This is a genomic window from Frankia sp. R43 (genome assembly GCF_001306465.1).
In the GTDB taxonomy this organism is placed as follows: domain Bacteria; phylum Actinomycetota; class Actinomycetes; order Frankiales; family Frankiaceae; genus Parafrankia; species Parafrankia irregularis.
Window position 1 is genome coordinate 1745632 of the sequence record NZ_LFCW01000001.1, and the last position, 12165, is coordinate 1757796.

8 protein-coding genes and 1 tRNA gene are annotated in these 12165 nt (G+C 69.8%); 4 read left to right on the forward strand and 5 right to left on the reverse strand.

All coding sequences use genetic code 11. From position 1 onward, the window contains the following. Positions 1 to 79: 79 nt before the first annotated feature. Complete coding sequence (locus tag ACG83_RS06635; RefSeq protein ID WP_054565143.1) at positions 80 to 2104, forward strand: ABC transporter ATP-binding protein; 2025 nt, start codon at positions 80 to 82, stop codon at positions 2102 to 2104. Positions 2105 to 2150: 46 nt separating this feature from the next. Here the strand turns inward: ACG83_RS06635 and ACG83_RS06640 are convergent. After that, positions 2151 to 2224: transfer RNA gene (locus ACG83_RS06640), tRNA-Met, on the reverse strand. A 272-nt stretch (positions 2225 to 2496) separates the two neighbouring features. After that, entirely contained in the window at positions 2497 to 5499 is a 3003-nt protein-coding gene (locus ACG83_RS06645) for a UPF0182 family protein (protein ID WP_054565144.1), read from the reverse strand. Between the two features lie 90 nt (positions 5500 to 5589). Between ACG83_RS06645 and ACG83_RS06650 the strand changes: the two genes are divergently transcribed. After that, positions 5590 to 6096 (forward strand): PPA1309 family protein, encoded by a 507-nt coding sequence (locus ACG83_RS06650; protein WP_054565145.1) that lies wholly within the window; start codon positions 5590 to 5592, stop codon positions 6094 to 6096. A 151-nt stretch (positions 6097 to 6247) separates the two neighbouring features. Here ACG83_RS06650 and ACG83_RS06655 read toward each other — a convergent pair whose 3' ends face one another. From ACG83_RS06655 to ACG83_RS06665, 3 genes are all read right to left on the reverse strand, one after another. Then, on the reverse strand, positions 6248 to 7297 hold the full coding sequence (locus ACG83_RS06655; protein WP_054565146.1) for a PDZ domain-containing protein: 1050 nt from the start codon (positions 7295 to 7297) through the stop codon (positions 6248 to 6250). 254 nt (positions 7298 to 7551) lie between these two features. Further along, entirely contained in the window at positions 7552 to 7848 is a 297-nt protein-coding gene (locus tag ACG83_RS06660; RefSeq protein ID WP_054565147.1) for a hypothetical protein, read from the reverse strand. A 59-nt stretch (positions 7849 to 7907) separates the two neighbouring features. Continuing rightward, a complete protein-coding gene (locus ACG83_RS06665) occupies positions 7908 to 8378 on the reverse strand; it encodes a molybdenum cofactor biosynthesis protein MoaE (RefSeq protein WP_054565148.1) in 471 nt (156 codons plus the stop codon). 99 nt (positions 8379 to 8477) lie between these two features. Between ACG83_RS06665 and ACG83_RS06670 the strand changes: the two genes are divergently transcribed. Next, positions 8478 to 9836, forward strand: coding sequence for a zinc-dependent metalloprotease (locus tag ACG83_RS06670; RefSeq protein WP_054565149.1), 1359 nt, complete (start codon positions 8478 to 8480; stop codon positions 9834 to 9836). Between the two features lie 1132 nt (positions 9837 to 10968). Then, positions 10969 to 12159, forward strand: coding sequence for a ThiF family adenylyltransferase (locus tag ACG83_RS06675; RefSeq protein ID WP_054565150.1), 1191 nt, complete (start codon positions 10969 to 10971; stop codon positions 12157 to 12159). Positions 12160 to 12165: the final 6 nt, after the last annotated feature.

Consider the following 12165-nt stretch of genomic DNA (forward strand, 5'->3'; position numbering starts at 1 on the left):
CCAGTACGCGGACCTCGCGGAATGTCGTCCCGGTAATTATTCAGATGCGGAGAACCGGTACCCGCGCCACTGTTTCGCAATGGCCGTCACGTCCACACCCCCGCCCGCCGGCGCGGTCGATTCGGCGGGCGCGGCTGGCACCGTCCGTCCGCTGACGCCGGCGGACGGACCACCACCCACCCGTCGTCGCCATCCCGGGCTGCATTCGTTTTTCGCCCATATCCATGGTTATCGCTGGCGCGCGGCGGCGGTTCTGCTCGTGTTCGTTCTGTCGAACGCGCTGCTCGCCGTGGTACCGGCCGTTGTCGGCAGGTTTGTCACGGCCCTCACCGGGACGTCGGTCGACCACTCGACGGCGTTCGGCTGGGCCGCCGTGCTGATCGGCGCCAGCGTGGGCCACGACCTGCTCTACCGCGGCGGCGAGCTGCTGTGGGTGCGGCTGATCCTCCCCCATGGCTACGAGTACGAGGACCTCGTCTTCACCAAGGTGATCAACCAGCCGTATCCCTATTTCGTCGGCACGTTCACCGGCAAGATCAGCAGCTATGTCACGACGCTCGGCCGGGAGTACCGCCAGTTCCTGGACGCGGTGTACTGGCAGTACTGCGAGGAGATCGTCCGGGTCCCGGTACTCGTCGCGATCATGTTCACCGTCAACCTCCCCACCGGCTGTGTGTTCGCCGGCGGCCTACTGTTGATGATCTTCCTCGGCCGGGCGATGGTGGCGCAGGTCGCGGCCCGCGAGCGGACGTCCGCCGACACCTCCTCCGACCTCGAGGGCCATGTCATCGACGTCATCGCGAACTTCGTCGCGGTGAAGTCGTTCGGGCGGGAACGCGCCGAGCACCACGGGGTGCGCACCAGACGGCGCGGGGTCGCCCGGGCCGCGGCGTCCTCCTACCGGTGGAACCTCGTCTACTTCGCGTCGATGAGTCTTGTGGTCCGGTATGTACTCTGGCCGGCGACGGTGCTTTTCAACCTGCACCTGTACCTCGACGGCGAGCTGACCCTCGGCCAGTTCGCGACCTTCCTGGCCGCGCTGATGGCGTTCTCCGACTACATCTGGGCGACGGTGTGGATCGTCTCCCAGATGAACCTGCAGTTCGCCCGGGTCGAGGAGGCCTACCGGTATCTCTTCGGCGACCGCGACATCGTCCGCGAGCGCCGCGAGGATCACGAGGACCCCGCCGGCCGCGCCGGCCGCGAAGACAAGGAAGACCTGGAAGACCTGGAAGACCTGGAAGACCTGGGAGACCACAAGCACCGGGAAGACCACGACGAGCCACAGCGGCCGGCGGCGCCGGTCGCCATGTACACCCGCGTGCTGCGCCTCGACAACCTGTCCTTCGCCTACCCGGACGACCCCGACCGGCCGGTCCTGCGGGGCATCACCCTCGACATCGCCCGCAACGAGAAGATCGGGGTGGTCGGCCAGAGCGGCAGCGGCAAGTCGACCCTGCTGAAGCTGCTGCTCGGCTACTACCCGCTGCCGACCGGCACCCTGCTCCTGGACGGATCACCGATCGACGACCGCCAGCTCGCCCGGCTCATCTCCTACGTGCCGCAGGACGTCACCCTGTTCCACCGCTCGATCCGGGAGAACATCATCTACGGCAACGCCGCCACGGCGAGCCCCGACGAGGTGATGGCGGCGGCGCGTCGAGCCCACGCCCACGAGTTCATCGTCGCCACCAGGGAGGGGTACGAGACCCTGGTGGGCGAACGGGGCATCCGGCTGTCCACCGGGCAGCGACAGCGCATCGCCCTGGCCCGGGCGTTCCTGAACCCGGCGCCGATCCTCGTGCTCGACGAGGCGACCAGCGCGCTGGACAGCGAGAGCGAGCGGCTCGTCCAGGACGCGCTGGAGGACCTGTGGGCCACCCGGACGGTGATCGCCATCGCCCATCGGCTGTCGACCCTGCTGACGATGGACCGGATCGTGGTCCTGGACGGCGGGCGGATCGCGGAGCAGGGCACCCACGACGAGCTGCTCGCGGCGGGCGGGCTGTACAACCACCTGTGGTGCCGGCAGAGCGGCGGGCTGATCGGTTCTCTATCACCTACAGAACCAGTTAGGCAAAACCGGCAAACAACCCACAAATGAAATCTCCCCTCAGAGAACTTTCTCTCTGAGGGGAGATTTCGCTTTGTAGCGGGGGCAGGATTTGAACCTGCGACCTCTGGGTTATGAGCCCAGCGAGCTACCGAGCTGCTCCACCCCGCGTCGGTGTGTCTTTACTATACAGGGACGCTGAGGCTGGATGTCAAATCGGTGGCCCCACCAGTTTTTCCGCCTGCAGCAGAGGAGACTCGGCGCTCCGTGCTCCCCCTGTGTCCGCGGGCCCCGGGCGGTCAGCCGCGGTCGCCGACCCGGACCGCAGCCGGACCGCAGCCGGACCGCAGCCGGACGGATCGTCGGCGTGACCACGACGGCGACGGGCTCCACCGACGTCGCCGTGGCCGCGGGGGCCACGGCGACCGAGGGGCCGCGGGGCCCTAGCCGGGCGAGGGTGAGGGCGACACCGCGGCTGGCGGCGACGACGCGGCACCCGCGCCTGGCGAGGCGCTCGCTCCCGGCGTGGCCGCCCCGCCCGTCGCCCCCGCCGACGGTGCCGACGTGGGCGGGGCGGTGGTCGGCGAGGCCACTGCCCGCAGCCGGTCGAGCGCGGCCTGCAGGTCCTGCTGGGCCTTGCCGTAGGCGGCGAAGTCCGGCGGGCTCTTCGCCAGCGCGTCCTCACCGGCCTGGTAGGCGCGTTCGGCGGCGGCGACGGCGCTCGCCAGATCACCGCCGCCGGGCGTGGTCGTCGTGGTTCCCGGCCCGGCCCCGGAACCCGTTCCGGACTCCCCGGTCGTCGGCGGCGCAGCCGAGGTGCCCGCACCCGCGGCAGCGTCGCCGGCACCGGCGCCGAAGAGGTCGTTCAGCGCGTCGGCCAGCGTCGAGCCGAAGCCGATGCCGTCACCGAAGGCCGCCGCCACGCCCTGCAGGGTCGGGTAGCCGGTCGAGCCCCGGGCCTGCACGTAGTAGGGCTCCACATACAGCAGGCCGTTCGCCACCGGCAGCGTCAGCAGGTTGCCTTCGATCGTCTGCGAGCCCTGGCCGCGCCAGAGGGTCAGCTTGCTGGCGACGTCGGCATTGGCCTCGATGGCGTCATGCACCTGCACCGGCCCGTTGATGGTGGCGCCCCGTGGTAGTTGCAGCAACGTGAACTGCCCGTAGTTGTCCGGGTCCATCGACACCGCCATATACGCGGCGAGCTTGGACGACCGGGCCGAGATCAACGGCGAGGTCAGGTTGTACGACGGCTCGGCCCGGCCGGGGAGCTGGCTGTAGACGTAGAACGGCGGCTGCGGCTTGCCGGTGTCGTCCGGGGACTTCGACACCTCCCAGAAGTCCTCCTGGGAGTAGAAGTCCCGCGCGTTGTCCACGTGGTAGGAGCCGATCAGGTCCCGCTGGACCTTGAACAGGTCCTCCGGGTAGCGCAGGTGCTCCTTGAGGGAGTCGGAGATCTCGCTCTTCGGGCGCACCGTGTCGGGGAAGGCCTTCATCCAGGTCCGCAGCACCGGGTCCTGCTCGTCCCAGGCGTACAGGGTGACCGTCCCGTTGTAGGCGTCCACCGTCGCCTTCACCGAGTTCCGGATGTAGTTCACCTTGTTTTCCGGCTGCTGGGTGCGGTTGCGGCTCTGCGCGGTCACCGAGTCGGCCGTCACGTCGCCGAAGGTCACCCGGGCCGAGTAGGGGTAGGCGTCGGACGTCGTGTAGCCGTCGAGGATCCAGGTGACCCGCCCGTCGACGACCGCCGGGTAGGGGTCGCCGTCGAGGGTGAGCCAGGGTGCCACCTTGCTGACCCGGTCCCGCGGGTTGCGCTCGTAGAGGATGCGCGAGTCGCTGGTGATGTCGCTGGAGAGAACGATGTTCGGCTCCCCGAAGCGGAGCGCGAACAGCGCGCGCCGGAAGCTGGAACCGATCGAGACGCCGCCGTCGCCGTCGTAGCTGGTCGTGAGCTGGGTGTCCCCCGGGCCCGGGCCGTCGATCTCCTGCTGGCGGGTGCCGACGATCGAGTATTCCGGCGACATCTCGCCGAAGTAGATCCGGCTCTCCTTGACGCCGAGGTCGCCGGTCTCCGGCAGGTTGGCCTGGTTGAAGGCGGGGCGCCCGTCGTTGGCGGTGTTGGACGGCGCCGTCACGAAGCCCCGGCCATGGGTGTACGTCAGATGCTCGTTGATCCAGTTGCGCTGGTCGTCGCTCAGGCCGTCCTGGTTGAGCTCACGAACCGACACGACGTAGTCCTGGGTCGTGGTCTTCCCGTCCTCCGTCGTCGTGTAGCGGTCGACGTCGAGCGTCTGCGGGAAGCCGTAGTAGCCGCGCATCTGCTGGAGCTGCTGGAAGGTGGGTGACATCTTGCTCGGATCCAGCAGCCGGATGTTCGGCACCGTTCCGGTGTCGGCGGCGATCTCCTTCGCCGTCGCCTTCGTACTGGCCGGGTAGGAGGCCGGTTCGACGTCCTGGATGCCGTAGGCGGATCTGGTCGCGCCGATGTTGCGGGTGATGTACGGCTCCTCGCGGGAGGCCTCGTTCGGCTTGACCTGGAACTGCTGCACGATCGCCGGGTAGATCCCGCCGATGACCACCGAGGAGAGCACGAGGATGCCGGCGCCGAGCAGAGGAAGCGTCCAGCCCCGCTGGAAGATGTTGTAGATGAACAGCACGGCGCAGGCCAGCGAGATGAACAGCAGGATCAGCTTCGCCGGCAGCACCGCGTGAACGTCGGTGTAGGACGCACCGGTGGCCACACCGCGGGACGAGAACACCAGGCCGAACCGGTCCAGGTAGTAGGCCCACGCCTTGAGCAGGGCGAGCAGCCCGAGCAGCACCGAGATGTGCGCCTTCGCCGCCGGGGCGACCCGGTCCCGGGGGGACTGCAGCCGAATGCCACCGAACAGGTAGTGCGTCAGCACCGCGACCAGCAGCGAAAGCAGCACCGCGGTGAGGAGGAAGGCGAGCAGGAAACGCTGGAACGGATAGGTGAACGTGTAGTAGCTGATGTCCCGGTGGAACTGCGCGTCGACCTCGCCGAACGGCTCGCGGTTGATCCACAGCAGCCAGGTTCGCCACCGGCTGGACGCGGACAGCCCGGCGAGGAGGCCGAACACCGCCGAGACCGCCAGCAGAACGGGGAGCATGTACGGCTCGATCGCCACCCGGTAGCGCTCAAGGCTCTGCTGCTCGGCCGACAGGTCACTCGGCGGACGCAACCTGTAGGCGAGTACTATGTTCGTTCCCACGGCAATGGCCATCACCGCGCCGAAGAGCCCGAACAGAAGTATTCGCGTGAATACCACGGTTTTGAAGACGTTACTGAAGTCCACCGAACGGTAGAACAGAAGGTCGGTGTAGAGGCGGGTCGAAACACCGGCCACGATGATCAGGACCAGGACGACCAGTACCGGCACGAGCACGCGCATCCGTGTCAGTGGCGGCCTGCGACTGGTTCCTGCCACGAGCTCCTCCGTCCGTTCCTGGCACTGCTGCCCGGCCTACCAGGGCAACCTACGCCAGCCGTGTTCGGCTAGATCCGAGAGGATGGGTCGGTGACCACTCCGAGCATCACCGAGTTGACCTCCGTCGTCCTGGAGGTCGAACGACACGTCGCCGAGCTGGGGTGGGACCAGCCGAGCCAGGTCTACGCACTCGCGGACACTTCCGAGCTGCTCATGCGTGAACCTGGCCTGGCCCCCCATATCGGCGACGCTCCACCAGGTTCACTAACGCCGGTGGAGCAGGAACCGCTCCCCCAGGGGCGGCTTGACGAAGTCCTGGCTGGCATCGGCTGGCCGCCGGAGGTCCTCGGCTGCGTCCTCGTCACCGAGCTCGTCGTGCTGCCGCCGAGCGCGGAGGCCGAGGTTCCCTACGACGAGCGCGACATCGAGCACTGGGCCGCCAACCACCCGGAGCGCCAGGACGTCCGCCTGGCGGTCGGTGTCACCAGAGCGGGGATGCACGCCTCCTGCCTGCGGGTACGCGGGGACGACGAGCTGGTCATCGACCCCGATCTGGCAGACAACCTCGTCGACGGGCTGCTGGACACCTTCCGGTAGACGACGCGCGCGGGGGCGCGGCCGGAGGGGGCAGCAGGGCGGGTTCGCGCGGCGTTCCCGCCCATCTGCCGGCTCCTCGCGCCCGCCCGCCAGCCTGCCCTCGGCCACTCGGCCACTCGGCCACTCGGTTTCCCGTCCGCCGGCGTCCCGCCTACTGCTCGGCCGGGCAGGAGGCCACCGCGGTCGAGTCGGGGTCCTTCTGCAGGGTCTTCAGCGCGTCGAGCGCGTCGGACAGGCTTGCCACCTGGACGAGCCGCAGGTCCGGCTTCATCCGGACCGCGTCCACACAGTTCTCCTTCGGCACCAGGAAGACGGAGGCTCCTGCCTGCTCGGCACCGAGGATCTTCTGCTGGATGCCGCCGATGGCGCCGACCTCACCGGTGCTCTCGATGGTGCCGGTACCCGCGATCGTCTTCCCGCCGGTCAGCTCGCCCGGCGTGAGCAGGTCCACGATGCCGAGCGCGAACATCAGGCCCGCGCTGGGACCGCCGATGTCGGAGATCCGGATGCGCACCGTGAACGGGTAGGAGAGCTTCAGGTTCGTCGTCACGCCGATCATCGGGCGCGTGGCGTCGTCGGTGGCGGGCCTCGTCGTGATCTTCGCGGTCGCCGTCCGGCCGTCCCGGCGGTAGGTCACCTCGACGACGTCGCCGGGCTTGCTCCGGCCGACCAGCGCCTTCAGGCTCTCCTGGTCGGTGACCTTCTCTCCACCGACAGCGGTGATGACGTCTCCGGAACGGAGCAGGCCGGAGGCCGGCGAGCCGGACGGCACGTCGTTCACCACGACCTCCCGCCCGGTCGGCTTGATGCCGAGCTCACTGAGCGCCGCCGCGGTGGCCTGGTCCTGGGAGTCGAGCATCGCCTGGGTGTTCTCCTGGCGGATCTCCTCCTGGCTGGTACCCGGCGGGCGCACCAGCTCGCTCGGAACGACCGCGCGGTCGGAGGAGACCCAGTCCTGCAGCGCTCCCAGCAGGTTGAGGCGAGGGGTCTCCTCGACGGTCGTCAGGTCGAGGCTCCCCGAGGTCGGGTAGGTCTCCCGGCCGTCGATCTCGATCAACGGAGCGCCGTCGACCTTGCCGAGCGTGTCCGTCACCGGCCCCGGCGCGAAGGTCACGTACGGGACCGGCAGCCACAGGCCGACCACCGCGAGGATCAGCGTCAGCACCGACGCAACGAAGAGTGTCTGCGTGCGTCGGCCCATTCCCGCAGTCTACGTAGATCGCCGGCACCGGTTCGAAATCCGGTCTCCGACCGCCAGGCCACGCCCTCGAGACGGCCGTTCCCGCGGCCCGGCCAGCCGCACCCGCAGGTAGGCCCTTACCCCGGCCGACGGGGACACCCGCGGAGACAGGCACGGGGACACCCGCGGAGACAGGCGAGGGGCGGTCACCCCCGCACACACGGGGTGTGACCGCCCCTCAACCACGACGCGCAGAGCCGGCAACCTGCCCGAGCTCAGGCAGTTCCTCCTGTTTCGCCCTCGGCGACGGCCCCGACAGCCTCGGCCGGGCCACGATCCGCGGGACGCGCGGCGGGGACCGGAACCGTGACGGGCAGAGTGGTTACCGAGGACGACCCAGAGGTGGTGGAGATCTCGTGGGCAGCCGGGATGGGACGGGCGAGGGCCGCCAGGCTGCGGCGGTAGCCCTCGATGGTGATCATGGCTTCGGAGGTGCGATCAGGTCGGCTGCGCAGCGTGAACCAGGCCAGAGCCAGGAGCACCGCGACTGGTGGGATCAGCAAGAACCACATGGCGGCCTCGACGTCGAGACGGGGAAGGTAGATGACCTACATCTATCCTAGGTGCCCACTCAGCAGGCGCCCACCCATTCGGACGAGCCGTCCGCGAATCCCTGCCGCTTCCAGATCGGCACCTGTTCCTTCACATCGTCGATGAGGCGCCGGCAGGCGCTGAGGGCCTCCGCCCGGTGCGCGGCGCCCGCCGCGACGACGACGGCGATGTCCCCGATCTCGAGGCGGCCCGTCCGGTGCAGCACCGCGATCGCCCGAACTCCGAGGTCAGCGCCCACCTCGGCGGCGACCCGAGCGAGCTCCCGGGCCGCGGTGGGATGTGCGCTGTACTCCAGGTCACCCACCGAGCGGCCGTGGTCGTGATCTCGCACCGTGCCGATGAACAGCCCGATTCCGCCCACCTCCGGCAGCCGCACCGCGGCGAGACATTCATCCACAGACAGTGGGTTTTCCCGCATCTCGGCGAGAACCACGACGCCGGATGACGCACCGTCGACAACGGGAACTGGATCCGAGAAGGTAACATCCACCCCCCGACGGTAACGTCCCACCGGCTCCGTTTCACCGGGCGGCGGGAAAACGCACTACCGTGGGTTCATGTCCCCACGGAACGTCCACGGGTCCCCGCGATGAGCGGCGGCCTCCCCTTCGGCTTCGGCCCGACGCCGGGCGGTGACCCGAACCGCCCCTCCGGCAGCGGCGCCCCGTTCTTCGCCGAGCTCGAACGCCTTCTTTCGTGGCAGGGCGGTCCGGTCAACTGGGAGCTCGCACGCCAGGTCGCGGTGCGGACCCTGGGCAGCACCGACCGGGCTGTGCGCCCCGCCGAGGTCGGCGAGGTGGAGAACGCTCTGCGTATCGCCGACGTGTGGCTCGACCCGGTGACCACGCTTCCCTCCGGCGCCACCACGGCCGCCGCATGGTCGCGCGAGAAGTGGATCGAGGCAACCATGCCGGTCTGGCAGACGCTGTGCGACCCGGTCGCGAGCAAGGTCGTCGAGGCCATGCGCACCGGGATCTCGTCCGGCCTGAGCCAGCTCGGCGGCGGCGACCTGCCACCCGAGCTCGCGGGCGCGCTGCCGCCCGGCGTCGACCTCGGCCGGCTGATGGGTGCCGGCGGGCCGGTCATGCAGATGATGAACCAGGTTGGCGGAATGCTCTTCGGGGCCCAGGTGGGCCAGGCCATCGGCTCGCTGGCCACCGAGGTGGTCAGCTCCACCGAGGTCGGCCTGCCACTCGGCCCGGCGGGCACGGCGGCGCTGCTGCCGGCGAACGTGGCGGCCTTCGGGCAGGGCCTCGGCGTGTCGGACGAGGAGGTCCGCATCTACCTCGCGCTGCGCGAGGCGGCCTCGAACCGGCTGTACGCGCACGTCCCGTGGCTGCGCTCGCACGTGCTCGGCGCCGTCGAGGAGTACGCGCGCGGTATCGCCGTCGACCCTGAAGCCGTCGGCCGGGTGATGCGGATGATCGACCCGACCACGCTGATGAACCCCGAACGGCTCACCGAGGCACTCGGTGAGGACGTCTTCGCCGACGCCGACACGCCGGAGCAGAAGGCGGCGCTGGCGCGGCTGGAGCTCATCCTCGCGCTCATCGAGGGCTGGGTGGACCACATTGCGGACACCGCCGCGCGGGAGCACCTGCCCTCCGCGGCGAAGCTGCGCGAGATGGTCCGCAGGCGGCGGGCCGAGGGTGGCCCCGGCGAGCAGATCTTCGCCACCCTGGTCGGGCTTTCGCTGCGGCCCCGCCGGCTGCGCGAGGCCGCAGCGCTCTGGGAGGCACTGGGCGAGGCTCGCGGCCACGACGGGCGGGATGCCGTCTGGGCCCACCCGGACCTGCTGCCGAGCGCCGCCGACCTCACCGACCCCGCCGCTTTCGTCGCCGGCACCACGCCCGGGTCCGAGGTCGACATCATGGCCGAAATCGAGAAACTCAACGGAGGATCTCCGGAGGATGGCACACCGCCAACCTCCGACGACGCCGGATCCTGACCCGCCCACCGGACGCCGTGAGCCGCCACGAGGCCACACGAATTGACCTGCATGGCGAATCGGTCGTAGCTTGACGTCGCGGGCCCTCGGGCATGCGGGGCGCCTCCGGAAGGGGAAGCCGGAGGCTCCACGTTCACCCCGGGGGCCCGTTTACGTTCCACGGAGATCTCCTTCGCGTTCAGCCGAAACGCCGTTCGCGCCCGACGGAGTTCCCGTTTCCGCTCCCGTTCGCGCACCGTCCGCGGTCGCGCGCCGCGGCCTGTGGGCATCGCCGGGAAAATCCGCTGTTCGGGCCACCGCTACTGCCGAGCAAGACCTGCGGATCCTGGTCTCCACCACTTGTCACGGAATCCCGAGAAGCGGCGCATCCGGGACCGCCGACATTGCCCTGGCGGTCCGTGGCCACCCGCCGCACGCCGACCCACCGGGGATCCCGCGCCGCCACACAGCGCCAGCAACTCGCATCAACAGGAAAAAGGGACATAGCGCCACTTGGTAATCCGCAAGAAGTGAGGATCTCGGTTGCTGCAGGCGCCAGAATCCTCACTTCTTACTCAGCAGCGGCGACGGCAGCGGAAGCCCGGGGCTCGAGATTCCGCGGACGGCGGGGCCGCGGGCGCCTTCGACGAGGACTCCGCGACCGGTCGGGCCGAACGGGCACCCACCATCCGCATGGTCCTCCCAGACTCCGTCACCAACACGCTCCGGGCCGCGGGCTACCGCCACAGTCCCGAAGGGCACGCACCTCGCCCATGTGTCGGCCACCGCCCGCGCCTGACCTCCACGGCGGCCTGGCGCGGCACACCCGCCACGCCGACCAGCCTGCCTGGTCCGACACCTCCAGACCAGACGCGATCATGCAAATGCCCTGGCCACACGCCTGAATGGACGTATGGAAAGGGTCGGGGATGCCGTTGGTCCGGATCGGTGATGGAAAAGGCGCAATTTCTACCAGCATTGAACGCTTATCCGAATCACCCTTTCGGGGCCACGGCCCGCCGGGCGGATCCAAACAAAAACGGTCTGTCCACAACCGCGGCGGACAGGCACTCGGAGCGCGTTCCTCATGTCATCGTGAACGGGTCCCACCAGCCGCCGGCCCGAGCTCGCCGGCTGACGCAAGGAGGATCCCGTGCGCCCGGTCCTCAAAGCCGGTCTCCGTCGGCTCTGGCGAGACAGCACCACCCTGCAGATCGGCGTCGATCCCCAGCGCGCCGTCATTCTCACCGATGTCGGGCCGGCCGACCTGTCCGCGCTGAACACGTTGGGATCGCCGGGCCCGGAGCTGGGGCCGGGCGGCGGCGAGGCCCGCGATCCGACCGCCCGCACGATGATCGAGATACTCGCGCAGGCCGGGCTGATCGACGACGCCGCCGACAGCGGGCCGGCGCCCGTCAGCGATGGTGACCACGACCGGTTCGATCCGGACCTGGCCGCGCTCTCGCTGTCGAGCTTCGGCGTGAGGGTGCCCCGGTCGGCGCTGCACCGACGACGCCGGGCCCGGGTGTGCGTGCGGGGTGCCGGGCGGATCGGAGCACAGATCGCGACCCTGCTCGCGGCCGCGGGAGTCGGCCAGATCCTGGTGGACGATCCCGGTGCCACGTCGGCGGCCGACGTCGCGCCCGGTGGGCTGCGGCTCGACGACATCGGCCGACCCCGCTCACTGGCGGCTGATACGGCGGTGCGGCGGGCCACCAGCCGGCGGGATCCGCCATGCCGCCAGCCGACAGGCCGGCCGATGCGCTCCGCGAAGGTCGAGCCGCTCCGCCCCGATCTGGTTCTCCTGGCCCCGGTGGGGCTTCCGGTCGTCCATCCCGACGAGTGCCTGCGTCTGGAGCGGGCCGGCGTCCCTCATCTGCTGGCGGGTGTCCGCGAGACGACGGGGATCATCGGGCCTCTGATCGTGCCGGGCGTCACCTCCTGCCTGCACTGTCAGCACCTGCACCGCGACGCCCGCGACTCCGACTGGCTCATCCTCGCGATGCAGATGATCCGCCCGCCCGAGCACGGCGCAGACCCCTGCGAGATCTCGCTGGCGACCCTGGTCGCCGCGATCACCGCCATGCAGGCGCTCGACTTCCTCGACCTGACCACGGCAGCCAGCGACCGCCCCCGCCCGCTGCCCACAGCCGCCGACGGCACTCTGGAGATCGCCCGAACCGATCTGCGGATCCGGCGCCGCAGCTGGCCACTCCATCCCGAGTGCCCCTGCCGCACCGCACGCGACGCGGCCGGGTCACCACCACAGGAACAAACCATCTCGCCCGAAGTACTCGAGACCGCCATCGACCGCCAGCAGCTCGCCACGGGCAGCACGCGGTGAGGGCGT